This is a genomic window from Cohnella baijiui (assembly GCF_020731285.1).
GTDB lineage: Bacteria > Bacillota > Bacilli > Paenibacillales > Paenibacillaceae > Cohnella.
The window spans coordinates 18,034-41,204 of the sequence record NZ_JAJFOW010000032.1 but is presented as its reverse complement, the minus strand read 5'-3'; the positions used below and the strand labels follow the sequence as shown (position 1 = coordinate 41,204).

At 55.8% G+C, this 23,171-nt stretch carries 22 protein-coding genes; 3 read left to right on the top strand and 19 right to left on the bottom strand.

Features of this window, described 5'->3' with window-relative positions:
* Positions 1 to 75: 75 nt before the first annotated feature.
* On the top strand, positions 76 to 972 hold the full coding sequence (gene ligD / locus LKX83_RS23390) for a non-homologous end-joining DNA ligase (protein ID WP_227885249.1): 897 nt from the start codon (positions 76 to 78) through the stop codon (positions 970 to 972).
* 55 nt (positions 973 to 1,027) lie between these two features.
* Here ligD and cls read toward each other — a convergent pair whose 3' ends face one another.
* Positions 1,028 to 2,455, bottom strand: coding sequence for a cardiolipin synthase (gene cls / locus LKX83_RS23385; protein WP_227885248.1), 1,428 nt, complete (start codon positions 2,453 to 2,455; stop codon positions 1,028 to 1,030).
* A gap of 218 nt (positions 2,456 to 2,673) precedes the next feature.
* Here cls and LKX83_RS34170 point away from each other — a divergent pair, with 218 nt between their 5' ends.
* Both LKX83_RS34170 and LKX83_RS23375 read left to right on the top strand, forming a co-directional pair.
* A complete protein-coding gene (locus LKX83_RS34170; RefSeq protein ID WP_304518347.1) occupies positions 2,674 to 3,654 on the top strand; it encodes a M23 family metallopeptidase in 981 nt (326 codons plus the stop codon).
* Positions 3,655 to 3,658: 4 nt separating this feature from the next.
* Positions 3,659 to 4,081: a bactofilin family protein gene (locus LKX83_RS23375; RefSeq protein WP_227885247.1), complete on the top strand. Its 423-nt coding sequence runs from the start codon at positions 3,659 to 3,661 to the stop codon at positions 4,079 to 4,081.
* 986 nt (positions 4,082 to 5,067) lie between these two features.
* Here LKX83_RS23375 and LKX83_RS23370 read toward each other — a convergent pair.
* From LKX83_RS23370 to LKX83_RS23285, 18 genes are all read right to left on the bottom strand, one after another.
* On the bottom strand, positions 5,068 to 5,874 hold the full coding sequence (locus LKX83_RS23370) for an ABC transporter permease (protein WP_227885246.1): 807 nt from the start codon (positions 5,872 to 5,874) through the stop codon (positions 5,068 to 5,070).
* Entirely contained in the window at positions 5,867 to 6,790 is a 924-nt protein-coding gene (locus LKX83_RS23365; RefSeq protein ID WP_227885245.1) for an ABC transporter ATP-binding protein, read from the bottom strand. The genes LKX83_RS23370 and LKX83_RS23365 overlap by 8 nt, the downstream gene beginning before the upstream one ends.
* Before the next feature lie 127 nt (positions 6,791 to 6,917).
* Positions 6,918 to 7,178, bottom strand: a complete 261-nt coding sequence (locus LKX83_RS23360) for a hypothetical protein (RefSeq protein ID WP_227885244.1) — start codon at positions 7,176 to 7,178, stop codon at positions 6,918 to 6,920.
* A gap of 305 nt (positions 7,179 to 7,483) precedes the next feature.
* Positions 7,484 to 8,404 carry an LCP family glycopolymer transferase gene (locus LKX83_RS23355; RefSeq protein ID WP_227885243.1) on the bottom strand — a complete coding sequence of 307 codons (921 nt, stop codon included), beginning with the start codon at positions 8,402 to 8,404 and terminating at the stop codon, positions 7,484 to 7,486.
* A 12-nt stretch (positions 8,405 to 8,416) separates the two neighbouring features.
* Positions 8,417 to 10,213, bottom strand: coding sequence for an ABC transporter ATP-binding protein (locus tag LKX83_RS23350; protein WP_227885242.1), 1,797 nt, complete (start codon positions 10,211 to 10,213; stop codon positions 8,417 to 8,419).
* Between the two features lie 2 nt (positions 10,214 to 10,215).
* Positions 10,216 to 11,403 (bottom strand): nucleotidyltransferase domain-containing protein, encoded by a 1,188-nt coding sequence (locus tag LKX83_RS23345; RefSeq protein WP_227885241.1) that lies wholly within the window; start codon positions 11,401 to 11,403, stop codon positions 10,216 to 10,218.
* Positions 11,396 to 11,878: a lasso peptide biosynthesis B2 protein gene (locus LKX83_RS23340; protein WP_227885240.1), complete on the bottom strand. Its 483-nt coding sequence runs from the start codon at positions 11,876 to 11,878 to the stop codon at positions 11,396 to 11,398. The genes LKX83_RS23345 and LKX83_RS23340 overlap by 8 nt, the downstream gene beginning before the upstream one ends.
* A 17-nt stretch (positions 11,879 to 11,895) precedes the next feature.
* The gene (locus LKX83_RS23335) at positions 11,896 to 12,195 is read right to left on the bottom strand and encodes a lasso peptide biosynthesis PqqD family chaperone (RefSeq protein ID WP_227885239.1); all 300 of its coding nucleotides are present in this window, start codon (positions 12,193 to 12,195) and stop codon (positions 11,896 to 11,898) included.
* A complete protein-coding gene (locus LKX83_RS23330) occupies positions 12,192 to 13,148 on the bottom strand; it encodes a phosphoenolpyruvate carboxykinase (ATP) (RefSeq protein WP_227885238.1) in 957 nt (318 codons plus the stop codon). Before LKX83_RS23330 ends, LKX83_RS23335 begins: the two co-directional genes overlap by 4 nt.
* Positions 13,149 to 13,258: 110 nt before the next feature.
* Positions 13,259 to 13,426, bottom strand: coding sequence for a paeninodin family lasso peptide (locus LKX83_RS34490; protein WP_370639119.1), 168 nt, complete (start codon positions 13,424 to 13,426; stop codon positions 13,259 to 13,261).
* Positions 13,427 to 13,471: 45 nt separating this feature from the next.
* The gene (locus LKX83_RS23320) at positions 13,472 to 15,406 is read right to left on the bottom strand and encodes an asparagine synthetase B family protein (protein ID WP_227885237.1); all 1,935 of its coding nucleotides are present in this window, start codon (positions 15,404 to 15,406) and stop codon (positions 13,472 to 13,474) included.
* Positions 15,407 to 15,485: 79 nt separating this feature from the next.
* Complete coding sequence (locus tag LKX83_RS23315; RefSeq protein WP_227885236.1) at positions 15,486 to 16,028, bottom strand: VanZ family protein; 543 nt, start codon at positions 16,026 to 16,028, stop codon at positions 15,486 to 15,488.
* Between the two features lie 13 nt (positions 16,029 to 16,041).
* On the bottom strand, positions 16,042 to 17,385 hold the full coding sequence (locus tag LKX83_RS23310) for a UDP-glucose dehydrogenase family protein (RefSeq protein ID WP_227885235.1): 1,344 nt from the start codon (positions 17,383 to 17,385) through the stop codon (positions 16,042 to 16,044).
* Between the two features lie 7 nt (positions 17,386 to 17,392).
* The gene (locus LKX83_RS23305) at positions 17,393 to 18,484 is read right to left on the bottom strand and encodes a hypothetical protein (RefSeq protein ID WP_227885234.1); all 1,092 of its coding nucleotides are present in this window, start codon (positions 18,482 to 18,484) and stop codon (positions 17,393 to 17,395) included.
* 8 nt (positions 18,485 to 18,492) lie between these two features.
* The gene (locus LKX83_RS23300; protein ID WP_227885233.1) at positions 18,493 to 19,857 is read right to left on the bottom strand and encodes a sugar phosphate nucleotidyltransferase; all 1,365 of its coding nucleotides are present in this window, start codon (positions 19,855 to 19,857) and stop codon (positions 18,493 to 18,495) included.
* Positions 19,854 to 21,140 carry a glycosyltransferase family 4 protein gene (locus LKX83_RS23295; RefSeq protein ID WP_227885232.1) on the bottom strand — a complete coding sequence of 429 codons (1,287 nt, stop codon included), beginning with the start codon at positions 21,138 to 21,140 and terminating at the stop codon, positions 19,854 to 19,856. Before LKX83_RS23295 ends, LKX83_RS23300 begins: the two co-directional genes overlap by 4 nt.
* A 25-nt stretch (positions 21,141 to 21,165) precedes the next feature.
* Complete coding sequence (locus LKX83_RS23290) at positions 21,166 to 22,116, bottom strand: glycosyltransferase family 2 protein (RefSeq protein ID WP_227885231.1); 951 nt, start codon at positions 22,114 to 22,116, stop codon at positions 21,166 to 21,168.
* 5 nt (positions 22,117 to 22,121) lie between these two features.
* Positions 22,122 to 23,168 carry a glycosyltransferase family 4 protein gene (locus tag LKX83_RS23285; protein WP_227885230.1) on the bottom strand — a complete coding sequence of 349 codons (1,047 nt, stop codon included), beginning with the start codon at positions 23,166 to 23,168 and terminating at the stop codon, positions 22,122 to 22,124.
* Positions 23,169 to 23,171 lie beyond the last annotated feature (3 nt).

Below are 23,171 nucleotides of genomic sequence, written 5' to 3'. Positions count from 1 at the left end.
GGACGAATGGGAAAACGCGCGGGTGGCAACCTATACCGATCGAGGCGCCATCGCCGTTTTCAGGAGGGATCGAGAATGACACCCGCCGCGCAAACTCCCGTGATCTTGCGAATCGGGGATCGGGAGCTCTCCGTCTCCCACCCCGACAAGCAGCTGTGGCCGGACGCGGGCATCACCAAGCTGGAGTACGTTCAAACTTTGGCGCAACTGGCTCCCTTTATGCTGCCCCATTGCGAAAATCGCTACTTGACGACGATCCGGCATCCCGAAGGGGTTGGCGGCACTTCCTTTTATCAAAAAAACGCCCCCCAGCCGACGCCGTCCTACGTGCGGACCGCGATGGAGGGAAGCATCCGGTATGTCGTGCTCGACTCCTTGCCTACGTTGCTCTGGATGGGCAGTCTGTATGCGCTCGAATTCCACGTCTCTTGCGAACGGATCGGGGAGCCCTTGCCGGACCGGTGGATTCTCGACATCGATCCGACGCTGGAGGAGGAGCCGCGCATCATGGAGGCGGCCGCCGCCGTCGGCGATCTTCTGCATTCGCTCGGGCTGGAGGCGGTGCCTAAAACGTCCGGCGCGACCGGCATTCAAGTCGTCATGCCCATCGTGCGGGGCCCGACCTACGACGAGTTGCGCGCGTTCGGCAAGTTCGTCTCCGAGTATCTGGCCGCCAAGCAGCCGGACCTGTTCACGGTCGCCCGTCTGAAAAAGGAGCGCGGCACGCTGATCTACCTCGACTACTTGCAGCACCATCCGGGACGGACGCTCGCGGCGCCCTATACGCCCCGGGCCAGACCGGGCGCGCCGGTGTCGACCCCTCTCACCTGGGCGGAGGTCGCCCGCGATCCGAAACCGATCGACTTCCATCTGCGCAACGTCGTGCCGCGCGTGCTGGAGCGGGGCGACCTGATTGCCCAGCTGCAGCCGCAAAATCTGGCTGCGGTCCTGCGCCAGATCAAGACGCTCTAAGACGGGACGTGTGCCGCCGTCATTCGCGGATTCCAACGCCCAACGGAACGGCTGCTTAGAGCAGCGGCGAGAGCATGCGACATAGCGCCTCCGCGACTTTGCGCATGTTCGGGCGCTTGCGGAAGGTGGAGAGCTCCAGCTCCCGGCTGTCCTTCAAGTCCTGAAGGAAGTCCTCCTCCAGCGTGGCGATGGCGTCCGGATGGTACAGAATGGCGTTGGTCTCGAAGTTGCTGAAAAAGCTTCGCAAATCCATGTTGGCCGTGCCCACCGATGCCAGCAGGTGATCCACGATGACGACCTTGGCGTGGATGAAGCCGCGCTCGTACTGCCAGACCCGAATGCCGCTGCTCATCATCTCGTCCACATAGGACATCGTCGCCGCGTGCACGAAATGGGTATCCGGGATGAGCGGCACGATCAGGCGCACGTCGACTCCACTGAGCGCGGCCGTCTTCAGCGCCATCGCGAGGCCGGCGCTCGGGATGAAGTACGGGGTGGTGATCCAGATGCGGTGATTCGCCGCGGTCAAGGACGCGAACAGCGTCTCGTGGATCGCGTCGGCCCGCCGGTTCGGTCCGCCGGCGACGATCTGCACGGGCTCGTCCCCCGTACAGCTGTGCATCGGCAGGAAGAGCGGATCGCTCGGGCGTTCGTTGCTCGCGAGCTCCCAGTCTTTCAGGAACACTTCCTGCAAACCGTATACCGAATCCCCCTCCAGCTCCAAATGCGTATCCCGCCAAAAGCCGAGGCGCGGATGCTTCCCCAAATATTCGTCTCCGACGTTGATTCCGCCGACGAACCCCTTGGTCCCGTCGACCACCAATATTTTGCGGTGATTGCGGTAGTTCATCCGTTTTTTCATGAAGGAGGGCCGCAGCGGGAAAAAGCAGGCGAACGCCGCGCCCGCTTCGGTCAGCGGCATGAAGAAAGCCGGCTTCAGCTTGTAGCTGCCGATGCCGTCATACAGGAGGCGGACCTGCACGCCCGCTTTCGCCTTCTCGATGAGCGCCTGACGGAACATCCGCCCGGTGTCGTCGTCCCGAATGATATATGAAGCGAAATGGATGTGGTGCTGCGCCCCCCGAATGGCCTCCATCATGGCCTCGTACGCCGTCTTGGCGTTGGTCAGCACGCGCGATTTGTTGCAGCCGGTGATCGGCGCGGCGCCCGATTTGCGAAGCGTCCGAAACAGCCGCTGCTGATGGACGAAGTCCTCGCTCGGGAGCTCGTCCGCCTGGTTGACGATATGGCTCTTCTCCAGAATTTCCGCCCGGCGCTGCTCGTCCCACCCGCCGCGGCGCCTGACCTTCTGGCGCCTCCGGTACTCGTGCGCGAGGAAGTAATAGAGGATGAAACCTACGATCGGAAACAAAAACAGAATGAACAGCCACGCCATCGCGTTCGCCGGACGGCGGTATTCCAGCACCAGTATGGTGCCCGCCTGGAAGACGAAAACGATGAGCGCCAGCAGCAGCCACGACACCTGGTATCCCCCTTTATGTAACGACCTTGCCGGTTCTGTTGCGGGTTCTGTCTCTTCCCCCGTCTTCTAGCTTGGTCGCCGAACGCGCCGCGCATACCCCGGCGCTCGCCGGATCCGCGCGACAAATCCCTAGGTATGATCATACCTTTTCAAGAATAAATAGCAAATAGGACGTTCCCATCGCCAACGCATAGAGACCCCGGCCGAAAGGAGAGACGATGGCAAAGCTGAAGAGAAGACCGAGATGGTCGCTCCTGCTGATCCGCGGAGCCGATCGGCCGGTGAGCCGATTCCAGGTGTCGCGCAAAACGGTCATCGCCCTGCCCGCCGCAGCCGTGCTCACGGTTGCCGGTTGCTTCGTCTGGTCCGAAATGAAGTCGCTGCAGCGCATCCACGAGCTGGAAGCCCGCCTGGCGAGCGAGTCCCAGGCGATGGAGCGGACGGAGGAGGCGAAGGACGAAGAGATCGGCGGGCTGCGCGAGGAGTTGAAGCGGCTGACGGAGGAGGCGGCCCGCACCGAGGCGCGCATCGTCCAGCTGCACGCGCTGGAAAGCAAGCTGAAGACGTTCATCGACAAGTACGGCAGCTCCGCTCAACTGCCCATGGACGCCGGCCCGGATACGGACGGCCTCCGGCTGACGGCAGAGGGGGATGGCGCCGCGATGGACGGCTTGTCGGTGCTGGCGGCCCAGGTGCCCGCCGAGTTCGAGGAGCTGAACGCCTTGATCGACACGATGACGCTCACGATGGAAGCGTCGATGCAGCGGGCGGAGGAGAAACGGCTTGACGCCGCCTCGGCACCTACCGGCTGGCCGACCGTTTCCCGGCGGCTGACATCCGGCTTCGGCTACCGAACGGACCCGTTCACGGGCCGGTCGACCTACCATGCCGGCATCGACATCGCCGGCGACGCGGGAGACCCGGTCTACGCGGCGGGCGAAGGCACGGTGAAGGAGACCGGATTCCAGTCGGAACGGGGAAACTACATTATCCTTACCCACCGGAGCGGCGTCGAATCCTGGTACATGCACTTGCGGAAAATGGAAGTCAAGGAAGGCGACATGGTCGAACGCGGGGATGTCATCGGACAGCTGGGCAATACGGGACGGAGCACGGGACCGCATCTCCACTTTCAAGTCGTCGTCCAGGGCGAGCCGGTCAGTCCGCTCCCCTATCTGCGACTCGTAAAGGAGGACTAAATCCATGTTCAAGAACAAGAAAAAGCTCGCGTCCAGCACGACCGACACCTTGGTAGGCGCAGGAACGGAGATGGAAGGCGCGCTGAAGTCCCAAGCAGGCATCCGCATCGAAGGCGTGTTCAAAGGCGAGATCGAGACGCGGGGAGACGTCGTGGTCGGCGCGAGCGGCGTCGCCCGTTCGAACGTCGTCGCGAGGGACATGACGATCGCCGGCAAAGTATACGGAGACGTCGTGACCAAGGGGCGGCTGACGATCCTCCCTGGCGGGCAGCTCCACGGGAATTTGTCGGCAGGCGTGCTCGTCGTCCAGGAAGGCGGTCAACTGAACGGCGTCAGCCACATGGGCGAAGCGAAGGCTGCCGCCCCCGTCGACACCGCCGCCCCCGAGCGGGACAAGGCGGAGAAGAAGGCTCGGCAGGCGGGGTGAGCGTCGAGCGTGCCCTTCGGGGCCGCTCGTACCGTAAGTCCATGGCGCCGTGGGCGGGTTGTAATCCGACCTTTTCGGATCGCACGGTGCCCACGGCGCCCTCCGCGAACAGTAAGCCGATTTTTGGGTTGCACCTTCGTACGGCGCCGCCCAACGCCAAATAGGCAGCCTCGGGCTGCCTATTTGGCGTTTGAATATAGATGCGAAACGCGAGTTGGCCGAGTCTTCTAGATTTCGTATTTTACTGGTAATTTGATGAGGCTGTCTCATAAGGTTATAATGGGATCCGAGAGTCAGCAGCGCGGTTTTAAATGGGGCTTCATTGACATATCAATTGACGACCATTCCACTCCATGACGGCTGCCTCGGACTCATGGCGAACCGGGAGGCTGGTTTCGAATGAATCAGTTGGGTCTTGGTGCATATTCGCCGGATTCCGGCCGATGGTTCGCAACTGGCTTATGCCAATGGGCCTTGTTTGCGCTCGGTTCGGGTCGCTCAGTAAATGAGTTGCATTCGTACATCTAATTAGGGCCATTTCGGGAGGGTAGAGCGATTTACTTGTAAAAGTACATCTAATTTAGCGGAAATCCGTCCTGTACGCAGAAAACGAATCATTTAGTTGTACGATTGCAACTATATGGTAGTTAAGAAGGAATATAGCAAAATTAGATGTACATTTGCATCTAAATCGTTGAATGCGGGGTAGGCAACACGAAAAGCGGATTCCGGCGTTCTCTGCTTCGCGTCTTGAATCCTTCATTTATGATTTCCCGAAAAGCAATGCTCATATAATCAAAAATAAGTTGATCTCGGATTATAATTTCGTCATTGATTTTTTAGACGATGTTGGGACAAGTGTATACGAATATGGAGCAAATAAATCATCGCTTCCCGATTAAACAAAGGCAGCCTCGAGCGGAGTAAATTCATGCGAGCACTGCAAAAACGGCGCCCCGAAGGGCGCCGTTTCCGATAAGGTTCGTTTATCCCGCGACGTCGCGTTTGGTGAACACGGTCCACGAGACGAGGTTGAAGATGAGGAAGTAGACGGCGAGCACGGCGAGCGAAAAGCCGTAGGTTGTCGGGTAGTTCGGCACCGGCGAGCCTCCGTCCAGATAGGAGGTCAAGCCTAGATGCGGGAACAGGACGAACTTGACCCAAGGCTTGTCGGCCATCGCCAGCAGACCCGAAACCAGGTTGCCCGACAGCAGCAGGAAGATCGACAAGCCGATCGCGAGCCCGCTGCTCCGGAAGGCCGAAGAAAGCATAAAGCCGAAGGTGACGATCACGACAAGCGCGATGAACTGGTCGAGATAGGCCATCAGGACGTACGCCCAAGGCGACGCGTCGGAAAGCGGCGAGTTCGGCGGGATGAGCCCTGCCGGATGCGCGGAGTAACCGAACACGATGACGTTGATGAGCCAGGTCACGGCGAAGCTGACGAGCGAGAAAAACAGCGCGAACAACACGACCGAGATGAACTTCGACAGCAGGATCGAAGACCGGCTCCACGGCCGAATGAGCAGCAGCTTGATCGTGCCCATCGTGAACTCGCCGGCGACCGACTCGGCCGCCTTGACGACGGTGAAGATGGTGATGAGCTGGAACAGGATTTGCGTCTCGAGCGTCATCATTTCCCAGTTGTTCGGCTGCTTGCCTTCGGAGAAGATCGCGAACAGAACGGTCAGGAGGATCGGTACGAGGACGATGAAGCCCATCATGATCCAGGTGGCGATGCGGCGGTAGATCTTCATGTTCTCGTTCCGGACGAGATTCCAAAAGTTAGCCAACGGTTTCCCCTCCGGTCACTTCGAGGAATTGATCTTCGAGCGATTTGATCTTCGCGCGAATCGCGTAGACGCGCACGCCGGCGAGGACGAGGCGGCGGTTCAGATCCGCGATCGTCTCGCGGTCCGCCGTGATCGTAAAGCCGCCTTCGGTGACGTTCGGCGCCCCTCGTCCTTCCAGTACGCCGATCGCGGTGTCCGGATGGTCGACCTCGAACAGCACCTCTTCCATCGTCTGGGAAGCTTCGGTCTGTTCGCCGCGCAGCGAGCGGATGTCGATCAGCTGACCCTTCTGGATGATCGCGACGCGGTCGCACATGAGCTCCATCTCGGAAAGCAGGTGGCTCGATACGAAGACCGCCGTGCCCTCTTCGCGCGAGAGACGCCGCAAGTAGTCGCGCAGCTCGCGAATCCCCGCGGGATCGAGACCGTTCGTCGGCTCGTCGAGGATGAGCAACGACGGCCGGTGCAGGATCGCTTGGGCGACGCCAAGCCGCTGGCGCATGCCGAGGGAATATTTTTTGACCTTGTCGTGAATGCGCCCTTGGAGGCCGACAAGCTCGATGACTTCGTCGATGCGCTGCTTCGTGATGTTCCGGTTCATCCGCGCAAAGTGAACCAGATTTTGATAGCCGGTCAAAAATTTGTACATCTCCGGGTTTTCGACGATTGCGCCGACGCGCGAGATGGCCTGGGGAAACGCGGACTTCACGCTGTGTCCCGCAATCGAAATGTCTCCGCCGGACATCGTGATCAGTCCGACCATCATGCGGATGGTCGTCGTCTTGCCCGAGCCGTTCGGCCCAAGGAACCCGAACACCTCGCCCGGATTGACCTCCAGGGTGAGACGGTCGATAATCGTACGGCTGCCGATCCGTTTGGATACGTCTTGCAGCCTTACGACAGGTGCTTGAGACATGAACTCCCCTCCGAATACGAAAAATAGGGTACGCTAGCTGGTAACCAGTATTTAGTATACCAGCATTACTCTATATGTACCCAAGCTGAGGGCTAGTTTTTAGCCGATCTTTAGACTGGACCTGAGGCTAGGAGTAACACACCGCTTCCCTCATCCAGCTGGCCCGGTCCCCCGTCCGCACTCTGGAGGACGGCTTTCCCCGATCGAAGGAGACGATGGCGGCGAACCGGTCGGCCTCGCCCATCTCTCTTCGCAGATCCACGCACTCGGTGCAGGAGCCGAGCGGATAGACGACTTTGAAATATCCGGTCTGAAACACGATGCTCGCCAGTTCGTAAGAGCGCAGCCGTCCGCACTCGATGCAGTAAAAACTGGTGTCTTCCTTCATCATTTCCGCCCCTTATTTCACGATTATCTCCGTATTGTGTCGATACGTATCGAATACAATGAAATTGTAACGAATTGTATCATTTTTGGCAAGACATATCGTAAAAAAAGGGGCCTGAAAGACCCAAACAGGGATGACGATCGTTACATCTTGCGACGGGGGAGTCGTTCGTCGGTCATGTATCTTCGGAAACGCTTGCCGGAGACCACGTGTCCCGAAACGACAAAAAACCGTGCCCAGCTCCCGGGAGCTGGGCACGGACTTTAAACGGAAGCCTAAGACCGGCACGGATCACGAAGCTGCCGTCAAGACCCTTGCAGCGTTTGCTTCATGGCTGCGTGGATCCGGTCCCGCTCCTGCTGGTCCACGAGATAGTAGTAAATGCCGCCGATCATTTTGCCTTGGCCGCGGATTTCGGTCGTGTCGACCGTCTTGATATGCTTGCGGTACTTGAGAATTAGATCCTGCATCTCGTCGAACGTGAGGTTCGTCTTCACAGTTTTGCCGACGTCCTTCAAGAGCTGAGGGAGATCGAACGCATTGTTCCATTGCGCGGCCCTGCGGATGACGTCCTTCACGATCTGGCGCTGCCGCTCGTTGCGCCCGAAGTCGCCTCGCGGATCGTCGTAGCGCATGCGGGAAAATTTCAGCGCGTCCGCTCCGTTCAAATGCAGCGGCCCCTTCGGAAAAGACGTGCCCGAATAATCGAACGCGAACGGATTGTTCACGTCGACGCCGTTTAGCGTATCCACCACGGTCTCGAAACCCTCCATATTCACCTCGACATAATAGTCGATCGGCATATCGAGGAAGTGCTCGACCGTACGGATCGATCCCGCCAGACCGTCGAATGCGTACGCGTGATTAATCTTGTCTTCGGTGTCGCGACCGACGATCTCCGTGCGCGTATCCCGCGGGATATTGAACATGAGCACTTTTTCGGTGCTCGGATTGACGGTCAGCAAGATGATCGTGTCCGAACGTCCCCGGTCGTTCTCCCGCTCGTCGACGCCCAGCATCATGACCGTAAAGGAGGACATGGCGCTCGTCGAGATTTTCTCCGTCTTGATCTCGGTATCCCGGCTCACGTAGTGCGGGCGATCGAGCGGCTCATAGACCTGCTTGGCCGTGTGCTGCAGCGAGTAATACGCGTAGATCAGCAGCCCGCCCGCCACCAGGACCAAAAAACCGGTGATGGAGACGCCGATCCATATCCATTTTTTCATGGACTCCTTCACCTACGCTTCCGCTTGATAGGCCAACAACCGGCTGAACATGCCCTTGGACTCTTTGGAGAGCTGGACGTACTCCCCTTGTTGAATGATCTGGCCCTGCTCCACGACGACGACTTGATCCGCATTTCGGATCGTCGACAGCCGGTGGGCGATCACGACGATCGTCAGGCTTCCTTTCAATCGGTCCAGCGCCTTCTGGATGATCGCCTCGTTCTCGTTATCCAGGGCGCTCGTCGCCTCGTCCAGCACGAGGATCGACGGCTTGCGCAGCATGGCGCGGGCGAGCACGATTCGCTGGCGCTCCCCGCCGGAAAGCCGGATGCCCCGGTCGCCGAGCACCGTATCGAGACCTTGCGGCAGCTTCTCCACGAAATCCCGGGCCGCCGCAAACGTCAGCGCCTGCCAGAGCTCGGACTCGCCGGCGTTCGGCGCGACCATCGTCAGATTGTCGCGGATGCTCGCGTTGAACAGGAACGGGTCCTGCGAAACGTAGCTGATCGAGTTGCGGAAGGACGTCAGCTTGTCGCGCGACAGCGGCACCCCGTCGATCAGAACGGCGCCGCGCTCCGGCTCGAACAGCCCGATCAACACGTCGATTAGCGTGCTCTTGCCCGCGCCGGATTTGCCGACGATCGCGGTCGTGCGGTTGGCCGGGATGGTCAGCTCAATATCCTGCAGCGCATAGACCGGCGACTGCCGGTCGAAACGGAACGAGACGTTCTGGCAGACGAGCGAATGGCGAATCTCGAAGCGCTCCGTTTGACTCGCCTGCGCTTCGATATCCATCTCCTTGACCGCTTCGCATTCCCGATGGAGATCGTTCAGGCTGCGGAAGGCGGGGATCGCCGCCACCATCTGCTCGATGCTGTTCTGCAGGGAGGTGAAGCGCGGCCACAGGCGGGTGAAGATGAGGACGATCATCACGAGCTGCTCCGTCTTCACGTGCATCACCTCGAACGAGACAAACACGAACAGTACGATCAACAGCGCCGAGGCGACTTTGTAGAAAAACTGGCTCATCGACTGGTTGCGGACAAACTGGTTCGCGTTGTCCTCCATCTGCCGGTTCAGCCGGCGAAACCACTGCAGCTGCGTCGCTTCCATCCGATTGCTCTTGATGTCCTTGATGCCGTTGAAGCTGTCGTTCACCGCGGCGAAATACCCCTGCGACAGGTCGGTCATTCGGGCGCCGAGCCGCTTGGCGCTCCGCACGAAGCGGCGGGAAAACAGCACGAAGCCGATGCCGCAAGCGAGGACGAGCAGGGTGAGCTTGGCGGAGAGGACCAGCGCGAGGCCGATTTGAATGACGGTGAACACGATCGAGGTGAGGAAGGTCATGGCCTGAACCGTGCCTACCGCAACCCGCGCCAGTTCGTTTGTCAAAATATGATAGAAATCAGACTTCCGCTTTCTCACGAAAAAATGCCACGAGGAGGCAAGCAGTTGCTGATAGATGTCCAATCTCAATAGCCGAATGAACGTCTGGTTGATTCGGCTGCTCTGCATTTGCTGCAGGCGCTGCAGAAGCGCCTGGCCGATGATGATGACGGCGTAGATGCCGAGCAGAAGGGGCAGCTGGACGCCGGGGTCGATCCGGTGAAGGGCAGACATCACCCGGTCCACGTAGGGAATGCTGCCGAGGTCGACGTTAAACGACCCCATAATGCTGAGCATCGGGACGAGCAAATAAATCCCGATCCCTTCGAGCGAGCTGATCAGAATCATGCCGATCAGGTTGATGTACAGCCAGATGCCGGCCGAGGCGTGCAGCTTCTTGAAATAAAAGATGAGTTCCTTCATCGTCAGCCCTCCATGTTCGGACGCCCGGTCCTGCGCCGCCTCCAATACCACAGAAAGGGACGCAAGAGGAAGTACATGAAATGCAGCTTGCGCGGCAAGGGCAGCAGCTGCGCATCCCAGGAGCTGGGGTAAAGCTTCCCGAGCGCGAAAATGGCTTTTTGCCGAAGGGACATCGTCCCGAGGACGTACCCCCGGTAATGCTTGTTCACATCATGGCTGGAAGGTTTCGGAGCCAGACGGACGAGATCGCGGATGATCTCGAATGCTTGGCGCGCCAGACGACCGGACGATCTTTGCAGCATAAACGGCCGCAGCGGCGCCGGTATTGGCGTATGGAGCAGCTTCTCGCATAGAATCGCGGCTTGGCCGGCCAGACGCCGGCATTCGTTGCGCTCCAGCAGGCGATACAGCAAATCCCATTGCAGCGGAAGCTGAAGCATTCTGTCGAAATCCATGAGCCACCGCAGGCGGAACCAGCCATGCCGGGCGCCGTGCGCGACGAGGTAGATGAACAAATCTTCACGGCCCGGGTAATAGACCGTTCGACCGGAGAACGCGGCTTCGCTGCGGCGGTTCCACAGCTCGTCGAATTCCGGTTCTCCGCGGGTATCCGGGTTCAGATTCCAGTGCAGCTCGATTTGAACGCCTGTATGGATGTGCGTGTAAGAGACATGATGCGTCTTCCACTTCAGGTCGTTGATGATGCGGGGCGCGTCGTCGTCCAGCCGGTATCCTCGGCTGCGCAGAAGCGCTTCGGCCGCTTCGACCTGATCCGGCGGCACGAGCAGATCGAGGTCTTTGGAGGTACGCAGGGAAAGCTCGCCATAAAGCGCCTGCGCCAGGACCGGACCTTTCAGCATGAGCGTTCGGATCCCGGACCGTTCGAAGAGCGAAGCCACTTCGAGCATTTCGGCGGTCAGATGCATCATGCGAAACGTATTCTCGCTGCAGAGTCTGCCGAGTGCCTGTTCGAGTGCCGGCGGGAAGGAAGCGGGGCGTTGTTGGCGGAAGCGGTGTTGGAGGAGCGGATAAACGCGATGGTGAATGGCCAGCTCCATCAGCCGGTCCCATTCGAGGTCGGATTGCGCTTCTTGCCATCGATGACCTTGCTCTCGAGGGTGCAGATAGAACAACAGGGCTTGCAGCTCCTGCGGGAGCGTATGTACGGGGAGTTGCGGCGCTTCACCCATTTTGAGGTCTCCTTTGGCTGTGCCGTCCGTTCGTGAAGCGTCCGAACCGGCTGACCACCGTAAAAGCCGCCATTTCTTCCGCTCCCGTCAAATAATAAGGCCCGCTGCGGAGCCAGGCATGAGCGATCATGCGCCCCTCTTCGTCCTTGGCCGTCCCTAAGTAAAGCGTGCTGTCGATGCCGCGGCGCTGCAGCATTTTCATGGCGGCGATCGCCATGACGAGGCACTTGCTCTCCCACCAGGTATAGCGGCTCATCGTCCGAACAGCCCGCGAAACGCGACGAAGCGTCACTTCGTCTTCCGTGAAGCACGACCACGAAGTTTCCGTCTGCAGTGTGCCAAGCGAAGGGCTCACCCGCGAGAAAGGCAGCAGCTTGAGAAATCGCGCCCATCCGAGAAAAAGAAAGGCTTCCAGCAAAAGCAGCTTCGTGCCGAGCGGCTTCTTCAGGAAGGCACGGAGCCTGCGAACGATCATCGCCGCTCTCCTCCTTTTTAGGCCGGCGCTATTTCCGTCTTGATCAGCTTCTCTTGCAGCAAATGATCGAGGAACTGCCGGACCTGCGCTTCGCAAGTATCCCTGTCGACCTCGTATTCCTCCATCAATGCCGTCGCGAGCTGCTCGATCGTCTGCGGAACTGCGACCAACTCCCAAATGCGGCCGCCGATGGCGCCAAGATTGTAGTACTTGCCGTTCTGAATGCTCATCATGACTTTCTCGCCGTTCATGTCGCTGACGAGGCTGTCGCCGTTTTGAACGAACGTGGCGGCCCGGGCGGTCAAGTTCGGGTTCATCTTGCTTCCACTCCTTCACATACCGTCTGTAAAATCCGATCGACCATCTCCGGTGCCGAAAACGGATGGAGAGGTCTGCTTACTCTGTAAACGTCCGTCTGGGTCGCGAGACGCGCCGACCGGGCGAAGTGCCAAGCAGCCAAGCCTAGCTGAGGAATCAGGAAATTGCGATACGTATGCGTCCCGATGAGCGGCAGCCGCTCCAACTTGCCGATCGGAGCGATCTCCACCCCCGTCGATGACGCGGAAGGCAACAGCTCGAAAATACCCTTGAGCGGAGCTTGCTCCCCGCAATAAGAAGCCGACACGGGAACGGCGAATTTGGCGACCTCGCGATACAGCGGCGAATACCGATCCCGCGCCATCCCGAGCTGCTCGAGGCTTTCCTGCCAGAGCTTCTGCTGCGGATAGGCAGGCATAACGACAGGTTGCGGCAAATCCATGCCGTCGTCCGGCGAACCGAGCGTCAGTGCGATGACGTCGTCGCTGAGCAGCGGATATCCTCTTTTGGCGAATGCCGCCGCCAAGGTCGACTTGCCCGCTCCGGACTCCCCGACGAACGCGTAAGCCGCTCCGTCGATGACGACCGCGCTGCCGTGAAGCGGCAGAATGCCGCGCTGCAGCAACAGTGCCCCCATGCAAGAGCCTAGCAGATACAGCCGAACGACACGCTCGTCTGCGCCTTCCAGCGGATGGATGGCAATTTCCCCGCCCCCTCGGATGCGGTACAGAACGGTACCCGGTACTGCAAATCGAATGTCGTCGCCATCCACCGTAAAATAGGTCTTCGCGGATACCCCTTCGTTCCAGGCTTCCGAAAGATCGGCGAACTTGATCTCTACGTCCGGCCGGGAATCCCGGGTAGTCGCCGGCATCAGCTCCGGCAGCGGAATTTCGCTCCCGATCGTCAGGCCGAACGCCTGGTAGTGAAACTGTTGGATCGCCGTGATCATCGCGTCACCTTTGCCTTTATCAAGAATCTGGCGCTTAAAAGTCCTCTTGCCCGCCCTTGATGGCGGACAAGAGGCCCTTCAGCCGAACGATGCCTTCAACGTGATGTACGTTAGGAGAGCGGAGGCGCAGGGTAGCCGTTCCACTTAGGATCGTCGGTCAGGTTGAGCTGCGGCTTCCCGCCTACGAATACCCAGTCCACATTACGCGTGCCCGTGCCGGCCATCGTCATGCCGACGTCCAGCGTTTCCAGTGCGGGTGCTTGCCAGGACTTTTTCATCGAAATCACCTCCTTTCAAATGCTTGCCTTCATTGCCCGCCGCATTTAGCCCGCCCGCTTCAAGAAGCGGTAGACGATCAGACAGCGCATGAGGAGCCGAGTGTCGTCTTCGAGCGCCAATTCCGGCCGAGGCGTTCGTCCGATACGGGCCAATGCGCCCGTCACCAGCGGAATGTTCAGGATGCCCGCCGTCAGCGAGTCCCGGCACATCTCCTGCAGCTCACCTAGGTAGACCGGCCAGACGGCTCGCATTCGGTGCACCCAATCCGCTCCCTGCACGCCCCGATATCGTTGATTGAGCCGTACGGCATCCGGCAGCTCCCGCTCCGTCGCCCGCCGAACGAGCGCCCGGTCCATGCCCCGCTGCACGAACTGCTCGATCGGCAGCGACAGGCAGAATCGGATCACGCGCGCGTCGGCGGTCGGGTCGCGCTCCCACAGGCCGTAGCGCAACGAAAACTTCGCGCCGCTCGTCCCGATGAGATTGTGGATGACCGCGCTGCCGAAGTGCCGCTCCCGCTCCTCCCACGGTTCGACGAGGTCCTCGTCCTGGCCGATGCCCGCCTGCTTGAGGCGTTCTTGCACGCGCGTCTTGGCCGCGAAGTCGGGGTGGATCATGGCCGGAAACGGCTCGGCGGCTTGAAAGGAACGAGGCAGGAGCGATGCGATCGCCTCCTTGCCTACGATGGGCAGCAAGCGCGAGCGGCGCACCCGCACCCGCTTCCCGTACAGCCGCAGCTCTCGATGCAGCGTCAGCCACCGGAACCGTTTCAACAGCCGGGCATAGTAGTCGATGGCGGGTCCCCAGGAGATGGTGTGATTGCCCTGCGCCCCGGTGAGCAGCACGCCGGCTCCCTGCTGTCGGGCTCGCGCGTACATCGCGTTCACCCAGTAGCTGTTCTCGAACGTCTTGAACGGCATCTCGCGAATATCCAACAGCTCGTCGAGGTCCGAGTACGGATCGCGCCCCTCCAGATCAAGGTAGTGCTCGTCGAGATGTCCGACATGGCGGATCGTCTCGGCGATGAACGGCCGCTCGTTCGCGACGTAGCCGCCTCCCGTCCAATCGACGAAGTCCGCCGGCGGCACGCAGCTGTAAGTGTGCAGCACTTTGCCCTCTTGCCGCAGCGCTTCCGCGGCGTACCCGACGACGGCGCCGGAATCGAGCCCCCCGCTGAGCGAGGCGCCTACCTCGCGATCGGTGCGAATCTTCGACCGGACGGCGGCGCCGAACACCTCCCGAAACGCCTCGACGTATTCGGCGTCCGAACGCAGTTGGAGCTTGCTCGTCGGCACGAGCGATCCGAACCGCTCGTACGTGACGGCGAATCCTTCCGCGACGAGAAACCGGTGCCCGGGGGGCAGCTGCCGAATGGAGGCATGGACGGTCGAGAAGGGATCCGCGGCGTCGCGCATATCCGAAATGGCCAGGAACTCGGACAGCCAGGCTTCGTCGATTCCCCGTACGACGCCCGGCAGTCCCAGCAAGGGAGCCATGGCGGAGCAAAACGCAAACCTGCGTGGATCGGCGGTTATGTACAACGTCCGCGTACCGAGCGGATCCCGGGCGCCGAAAAGCTGTCTGCGCCGGCCGTCCCAGATGACGAAGGCGTAATCCCCGACCAGATGCAGCGGTGCCTCTCTCTCCCAGCGCCCGTAGGCGGCGAGAACGAGCTCGCTATCGGTCATCTTCTCCCGGTGCTCCCGGGGAATCGACAGTCGATCGGACAGCTCTTCCCGGTTGTCGAGGATCGCATCCGCGACGATGGCTAGGTCAGCGACCGTATCCCGAAAAGGCAGCCTTTCCGCTCGAGACTCCCTGGTGATCCCTTGCTGCCGGCAAGTCAGCAAGAGGGCGCCCTCCTGCCAGATTCCCGTATCGTCCGCCGCGTACCGCGTCATCTCCCGAAGCAGCGTTTCGCGCTCCTCGGCCGAGACCGGCTCTTCGTCTCGGAGATAGATTCCGGCGATTGCGCCCAATGCTTTCCCCCGCCTTCAATCTGCATTCAGTTTATGATACGTTTTGTATCCATTGTAGCACAACAATTACATTTCGTAACTATGTTTTGGTAATTTTCCGTACCGTATTCGGCATATTTCTCCGCGAAGGAGGAAATATCCACAAAAGAAGAAGGACGATCAAGATACCGAGCGTGGCTCCCGTCACATCCAGGAGAACGTCCTGTACGGCCGGCGTCCTTCCGGCCGACCGGGATTGGTTCCATTCGTCGGCGGAGGCGAACAAAGCGACCAGCAGAAGCGATACGGGCAGACGCTTCCAGAACGATTCTACGAGCCCACCTAACAGCAGAAAGGCAAGTCCTCCAAGCCCTGCGTACATAAAGAGGTGCGCGCACTTTCGGAAAATAAACTCGATGAAGAGATAAGGAGCATGATGGGCGCCATACCGATAATGCCCGTAACGGATCTCGATATCCGGCAGGATCCGGATGAGTTGCCCAGGCGTCCAATGCCTCCTCAGAAATGGAATGATCGTCTGGGACTGATACGATTCGGAGGAAAAGTAAAAGATGGCGCCGAGCCACAGCAGAAAGGCGGCCAGAATGCCTTTGGAGCGGAACGGCGTACGGGTCGATGCCATATCCATCCTGCCTTTAGCGGATGCCCAGCAGGTCCGCGCGCTCACGGATGCCCCGATTCATATTGGGACGTCCTACCGAGTAATAGGACAAATCCGTTCCCGCCACCTCTTCCTCCCGAAAGAGGTTCCGTCCGTCGATCAGATGCGGACCTCGCAGCCAAGATTGAATCTCGGCCGGGGAGACTGTACGGAACTCCTCCCATTCCGTCAGGATGCAGAGCGCGTCCGCTTCAAGCGCCGCTTCCCTGGCCGAGGCGCAAAATTGAATGGACGGATGATCGAGCTTGCGCCGGAAGTTGGCGGTGGCGATCGGATCGTAGGCCTTGACGTGCGCTCCCCGCTCGATCAGCACCTGGATGATCTCGAAAGCCGGCGCATCCCGAACATCGTCCGTTTCCGGTTTGAACGCAAGCCCCCAGATCGCCACAGTTCGTCCGTACAGATCGTCCAACGTCGCCTCGAGCTTGCGGATGATATTGAATCGCTGCGCTTGATTCACTTCTACGACGGCTTTCAGCAGCTTGAAGTTGTAGTCGACGTTCCCCGCGATTTGGATGAGCGCTTGCGTGTCCTTCGGGAAGCAGGAGCCCCCGTATCCGATGCCGGCACGGAGAAAAGATGCCCCGATCCGTTTGTCGTAGCCCATGCCTTCCGCCACTTGAGAAACGTCCGCCCCGACCTTCTCGCAAATGTTGGCGATCTCGTTGATGAACGATATTTTGGTTGCGAGAAACGCGTTGGAGGCGTATTTGATCATCTCCGCGCTCCGGACGTCCGTGTGCAGGATTCGATCCGTGAGCGGGCGATGCAGCTCCGTCAGCCGTTGTCTCGCCCAGTCGCTATCGGTGCCGATGACGATGCGGTCGGGATTCATCGTATCCCGGATGGCCGAACCTTCCCGCAAAAACTCGGGCACCGAGGCGATCTCGAACGGATGATCGGTTAACTCCCGCACGAGCCGTTCGATCGTTTCGTTGGTGCCGACGGGCACCGTGCTTTTGGTCATCAAAATCTTGGGGCCGCCTTCCATGGCGAGCGCAATCTCCTTGGCCGCGCCCAAGATGTAGGACAAATCCGCTTCCCCGTTCGGCAGCGACGGCGTCCCTACTGCGAGAATGATTATCTCTGCTTCTTTGACAGCCGCCGCGATATCCGTCGTGAAGCTCAGCCTGCCGGCTTCGCTGTTGCTTTGCATGAGCTCCTGGAGGCCCGGCTCGTAGATTGGAACTTCGCCGCGCTGGAGCTGAAGCACCTTTTCACCAATCTTGTCGACGCAGACAACCTCGTTGCCGAGATCCGAGAAGCATACGCCGGATACAAGCCCGACGTATCCGGTACCGATAACTGTGAGTTTCAACTTTCCTTTACCCCCTGTCCATGACCTGCATTAAGAAATCGCAGATGGTTTGAACGGCCCGTTCACTATCCCTTTGATTTACAAAAAAGCCGGTTTCCATCGAAGGTAGAAAATCTCTCAAATGACGGGTATGAGTCATTTGCTTCCATTCTATGAGCCGGAAAGGATACCTTTGGTCCAACTCATGGATCAAGCTTCGATCTTCTTCGAAATGGGATCTTTTTAACAACAATAAGGGTTTGCCAAAGCTTACAGCCTCACTCACTGTTCCCCATCCCGGCTTTGTAACTACAAGGTCCGACGCAGCAACATAGTTTTGCGATTCCGTTTCTTCCGGTGGAATACGGATCACGTTGCTCCTTCGCACATTGGATTGAAAGGAGACATAAAACAAACAAGAGTCGTCATTCCACATTTCTTGGCCGAATCCGTCAAGCGGAATATTCATGCCGGGCGAAAACATGACAACCATTTTTTTGTTCTCTGGATTGTGCAACTTTTTAAGCATCGTTACGCTTATCTGATTAGGTGCACGACAAAAAAAGCTTGCCTGTATTTGTCCCTGTTGGCCCCACATGGGCTCATCGGAACCAGGCAAACGAACAAAATAACTCATATGCTTGTATGCATCATAGAGAGGCTGCAATTGATTCCCCGCGATAAATTGCTTGTATGCGGTATACCAAGTAAAATTGGATATCCCCACCGAAACGATTCCACTTTGATTAGCGGCTACAAAGGGAATTGGAGAAATATCGGATACAACCAACGCTATTTGATTCTGCTTTAGAAATACACGCTCTTCATCAATTTGAGCGGGAATACAACGTACATACTCATGATAAGCTTTGTTGAAAGAATCCAGATCAGCTTCAATTGTATTATGCTGTAATTTGTACCCCAAATCAGATGCCACTTCTCGAAACCGAACGTTGGGATAGCCTCGAAGAGATTCTCGCAAGAACGGAAGAACTTTTCCGCCACATACGAAAATCCGGATTTCCCCGTGGGACAAACTCAAGATTTTTCGAATAATGGCGATGCTTCGCGATGCATGACCAAATCCATTATCCGAAATATAATAACTAATGGTTGTCATGGGAGATTCTAAAGACGGAGGCAGTGTTGAGACACTTCATCCCACGTGCTGTACAGTTCAACGACTTGGTTTTCCAGACCCGAGCCGCTCTGAACAATAATCACCTCTACATCCTTCGTAGCTCGAATGCTATGCAGTGTTTTTACGGGAATATGAAGGACGTTACCGGGCATGATCTGCATGTAATTGCCGTTCAAAATAAACTCGCCTTCGCCTTTGACGATCGTCCAAACTTCTTCTCGGGTTGAATTCATTAAATAGCTCGTGCTTTTCCCCGAGTAGATCGCTACGCGCTTGGTAGTCACCGTTCGACTATCGTCATATTTCTGGTCATCTAAAATACGTACCCAGCCCCAATTTTTTTCCTCGTACATCGGCCCTTGTTGAAAATCAATCAGATCTTTGATTCGAGGGCTCGCGCTTTTTTCAGTCACCAAGATACCATCCGGGCTGACTGCAACGACGATATTAGACAATCCCAATATGGATACCGGCAACTCCAATTCATTGATTAAATGCGAATTCTCGCTGTCATTGCTGATAATGCCTCTACCGATTTGATTATTTTTCATTTCTTCCGTAAGCGTGTTCCAGGTGCCCAAATCTTTCCAGTAACCTTTGTAAGGTACAACGACAATTTCGTCTGACTTTTCTACCACCTCGTAATCAAAACTGATCTGAGGAAGGCTTTCGTATTGTCGGGAAAGCTTTTGGTAATCTGTCGGAAATCCCTTGTCTTCGAGCATCTGGATCACGAATCGTAATCGAAAGGCGAAAACGCCGCAGTTCCAAAGCGCATGACGCGCAATTAGCTCTTCTGCTTGTTTGGTTGAGGGTTTTTCTTGAACGCGATCCACCACTTGGTAAGTGCTAGATGTTGTTGCTTCGGACGGAACGATGTAGCCATATTTGGACGAAGGATAGGTTGGCTGTACGCCGATCAAAGCGAGATCAGAACCGGAATCTGCGACGACCCTCTCCAATTGTTTGACTGTGTCAAAAAAGCTGTCTTCCACATAAGGATCAACGGGAAGGATGGCCACGACTTCATCCAATCCTGCTTTCTCTTCGGAAAACAGATAGCTTGCCGCAAGCATGATGGCGGGAAACGTATCTCTTCGGCTAGGTTCCACGATCAAGGGGACGTTCATGCCCAGTTGACTTTGCATAATCTCAATTTGGGATTTGCTCGTTGCAATAAAACTTGATTCCCTTAGTCCATTTGACTCGATTTGCCCCCATACGCGTTGTACCATGGAGACCAGCTGCTGATTTTTCCCTTCTAAAACCTTAAGAAATTGTTTGGATCTGGCGTCGTTGGACAAGGGCCATAATCGCTTCCCTGACCCTCCGGACAAAAGAACGAGTTTCACTTCGCAACCTCCATTCGTTGTTCCTGGCCGTACTGAGAGCGATATCGGAATGTTTTCAACAGAGCCAAGTACTGATCGAGCGCAATATCTTTTCGAAGGTGCTGATCCAAATACTGTCTGCCTTTAAGGCCTCGAGTTACGAGATCGTCTCTGTTCATTGCATACATTTCCTTAATGCATGCGATAATCTCGGCGTATTGTTGGGGTTCCACGACGTTACCGCAGCCGCTTTCTTGGATCAAACGATGCGCTTCGCTACCTTTCTCCAATACGCCGAGAACAGGTTTGCCCGCTGCCATCACTCCATAAATCTTGCTTGGCACCGAAACGCCTTTTATTCCTTTTTGATTCACTACCAAGTGGATATCAGCTGCATTTAGAGAATACTTTAAGTTTTCAACCAGCTGGTACGGTACAAAATAAACGTTTTGAAGGTGATGTTCATTCGCATAATCGACCAATGTTTGTTTTACCGCGCCCTCTCCGATAAATACAAAAGCCAAATCCGGAACGTCTCTAAATTCGTACGCGATCTTTATTAAATTCTCCAGGTCATAGTACAAACCGATGTTGCCCGAATACATGACTATAAACTTATCGAGCAGCCCGTATTGTTTTTTGAAGGCTTCGACTTGGGGATATTCCTTCGGTAGCGGAACGATATCTTCCTCATTGGCCCAATTAAAGATGACGGAGCTTTCCGGAACGGTGCGATTTGAAAATCGTTTCTTTAACGTTTCTTGCATTTCCTGACCAATCGTGACGATATGGTCGGCAAATCGGCAATTCAGGTTGTCAATCCATTTCGCAATCCGGAAGACCAATCTACTTTTCATAAAACCAGTGGCTTCGGCTTGTTCAGGATTAAAATCCTGAATATTGTAAACATGCATGCATCGTTTAAATATCTTGCCGATGGTTCCGATGAGCCCCCCTAAAATGGGAGGCTGGGAAGTCGTATAAATGAGATCTACGTCCTTTTGCCTTAACAACAAAAAGTTGGCATAAAAAAAGTAGGTTGAAATGTACTTCAACCTACTGAATTTATTGCGTTTATTCACTTTTGGCAGCTTAATCCGAATAATACGGATTTGATCCATTTGATCGTAAGCGACTCGCTTCGTTTCCATGACCTCTTCGCCGGCATAGCCCGGTTGAGCGGTTATTACCGTTAATCTAAAATCATCCTTCAGATGCGTGACCAACTCCGTCAGCAACTGAGCGATGGAGGCAAGATCAGGGTAAAAATAATTGAGAACGAATACAATATGAGGCTTCTTCATCACCCTTACCCGCTTTCTTCAAAGACTAGGCTTTCAACCCGCTTTGGAACTTATAAGTCCGTTTTGGTTCAAGGATCACTCCCGTCGTCAGATAGATGACGGTCTTCAGTCTTTCCTTAAAACTTTTTCCGATGAAGTATCTTCTAAATTCCCGAATCAATGCCGGGTGATAGTTCAAATCGTTTTCCATTTGGAAGTTTTGTTTACCAGTAACTTGCTGCTTGTTTCTCTGATTGAATCGATCGAATTTCATTTTATGCGCGCCCGTTCCGTCGAATCCTTTATTATCGATCATAGATTCGTAACTCCAAACACATCTGCCATTTCGGTTATAGATATGGTAATACCATCTGATCAACCACGAATTCACCCTTTTATCCAACTGCATCTGCAGCATGGAGGACATTCCTTCTCCGCAATAGTTGAAGTCATAAAGCTCATCCTTCTTTGTGAGAAGCCGTTCATAATTATCGATGTCATCGAAATTGCAGCTTAACCAATCATTTGCCCATGTTCCCCACCCCCAGGAACAAGGGAATGGAGTGAAATAAACGTCTGCTTTTGTGTAACGCTTAATCGGTAGTCCAAATCCCGATACGTGCATCACATGAGGGACATTCTTATAATAATCAAGCGTGCTTTTCATAAAATGAATATAATTGTCGCTGGGTACGCAGTCGTCCTCTAAAACAATAACGGACTCATACCCTTTTTGGAAGACTTTGGTTACCCCATAGATGACCGAGTTAGCCAACCCCTTGTTGCTCGGGCTATACTCGGCCTCCACTTCACACCAATCAATATTTCTAATCAGATTTCTTGTCTCTTCAACAAGAGGAACATCCTTCTCCGCCCGAGGTCCGTCGGAGAAAACGTACATTTTCGTAATTCGATTCTTTTTTAAACCTTCAAGTACTTTGGCCGTGTGATCCGGTCGATTGTAAATGAAAAAAATGACGGCATGATTTTGTCCCAAGGTACTCACCTCCATTGTTGATACAACTGCGAATGACGATTCACAAAATGAGTGATTCTTAAACGCTCTTGGTAGATACGGCTCATCTCGTTACTGGACCAACCATCCGTTAAATATTGTCGAACAGCTTGCGCAAGAGAGTAAGCATCCTCCGCTTCGAAGGTATAGCCGAGCTTAAACTGCTTGATTAAATAACCCAAGTTCCCATGATTGGTTCCGATGATGGCTTTCTGCCGATAAATCCCCTCTGTCATCGGACCGCTATTGCCCGTAAATACTTTCCGGTAGGGAACGACGATCGCGTCGGTCAGCTGCACATGGTTTTCAAACTCTTCGTCGGATAGCAGCCTCAGCTGTACTCTTGCGTCTTTAATCCCAGCCGCCTGCAGCTTGCCTAATATAAAATCTTTCTTATACGTTTCTTCCTTACCAGCAATATTTATCAGCAGTTGATCCTTTTCCGATTCGCTCAAATGCGTTATTGCTTCAAGCAAAATATCGAGTCCTTTATCGAATCGAGTCCCTCCCAAAGCCGAAATAACGATTTTGTGTTCCTCAATTCCTGCCTCTCGGCGCAATTGTTCCCGACTTTTTGGTTCGGGAACAGAGTGGAACACCGGATAATCAATGACGATAAAATGATGAATTCCTATGGACTGTAACTGCTTGGCAATAAAGTCCGAATGGACAACGATCATATCCAACTTCTTGCTGAAGCTCTTGAGCAAACGTTCCTTGGCTTTACTATTGGGGAAATGATGAAGGGTGCCGATGACTTTAGCCCCTTTAGGAAATGACATGAAGGGACTTGCCATATATAAATTATCGAGATAAAGCAAGTGTAAGATGTCGTCTTGATTCGATTGTTTAAACGCGTAGTTTACGATTTTTCGACGGTCTTGAATATAGGAGACGATATGCTTTGTACTCGAGGTTACTTCAAACTCCTTGGAAATATCCTGTACGTCACTGATGGTCTTAAGTGCTTCTAAATAAACGCGATGGTGCCCTTTCAGCGTGCTATCCATCAAGTAGACCGTCTTTTTTCTCATCCC

Bases quoted from the DNA above. Each gene is read 5' to 3' on its own strand.
- ligD (WP_227885249.1), top strand. From the start codon at position 76: ATGACACCCGCCGCGCAAACTCCCGTGATCTTGCGAATCGGGGATCGG.
- LKX83_RS34170 (WP_304518347.1), top strand. From the start codon at position 2,674: ATGGCAAAGCTGAAGAGAAGACCGAGATGGTCGCTCCTGCTGATCCGC.
- LKX83_RS23375 (WP_227885247.1), top strand. From the start codon at position 3,659: ATGTTCAAGAACAAGAAAAAGCTCGCGTCCAGCACGACCGACACCTTG.
- LKX83_RS23365 (WP_227885245.1), bottom strand. From the start codon at position 6,790: ATGTCTCAAGCACCTGTCGTAAGGCTGCAAGACGTATCCAAACGGATC.
- LKX83_RS23360 (WP_227885244.1), bottom strand. From the start codon at position 7,178: ATGAAGGAAGACACCAGTTTTTACTGCATCGAGTGCGGACGGCTGCGC.
- LKX83_RS23355 (WP_227885243.1), bottom strand. From the start codon at position 8,404: ATGAAAAAATGGATATGGATCGGCGTCTCCATCACCGGTTTTTTGGTC.
- LKX83_RS23350 (WP_227885242.1), bottom strand. From the start codon at position 10,213: ATGAAGGAACTCATCTTTTATTTCAAGAAGCTGCACGCCTCGGCCGGC.
- LKX83_RS23345 (WP_227885241.1), bottom strand. From the start codon at position 11,403: ATGGGTGAAGCGCCGCAACTCCCCGTACATACGCTCCCGCAGGAGCTG.
- LKX83_RS23340 (WP_227885240.1), bottom strand. From the start codon at position 11,878: ATGATCGTTCGCAGGCTCCGTGCCTTCCTGAAGAAGCCGCTCGGCACG.
- LKX83_RS23335 (WP_227885239.1), bottom strand. From the start codon at position 12,195: ATGAACCCGAACTTGACCGCCCGGGCCGCCACGTTCGTTCAAAACGGC.
- LKX83_RS23330 (WP_227885238.1), bottom strand. From the start codon at position 13,148: ATGATCACGGCGATCCAACAGTTTCACTACCAGGCGTTCGGCCTGACG.
- LKX83_RS34490 (WP_370639119.1), bottom strand. From the start codon at position 13,426: ATGAAAAAGTCCTGGCAAGCACCCGCACTGGAAACGCTGGACGTCGGC.
- LKX83_RS23315 (WP_227885236.1), bottom strand. From the start codon at position 16,028: ATGGCATCGACCCGTACGCCGTTCCGCTCCAAAGGCATTCTGGCCGCC.
- LKX83_RS23305 (WP_227885234.1), bottom strand. From the start codon at position 18,484: ATGACAACCATTAGTTATTATATTTCGGATAATGGATTTGGTCATGCA.
- LKX83_RS23295 (WP_227885232.1), bottom strand. From the start codon at position 21,140: ATGAAGAAGCCTCATATTGTATTCGTTCTCAATTATTTTTACCCTGAT.
- LKX83_RS23285 (WP_227885230.1), bottom strand. From the start codon at position 23,168: ATGAGAAAAAAGACGGTCTACTTGATGGATAGCACGCTGAAAGGGCAC.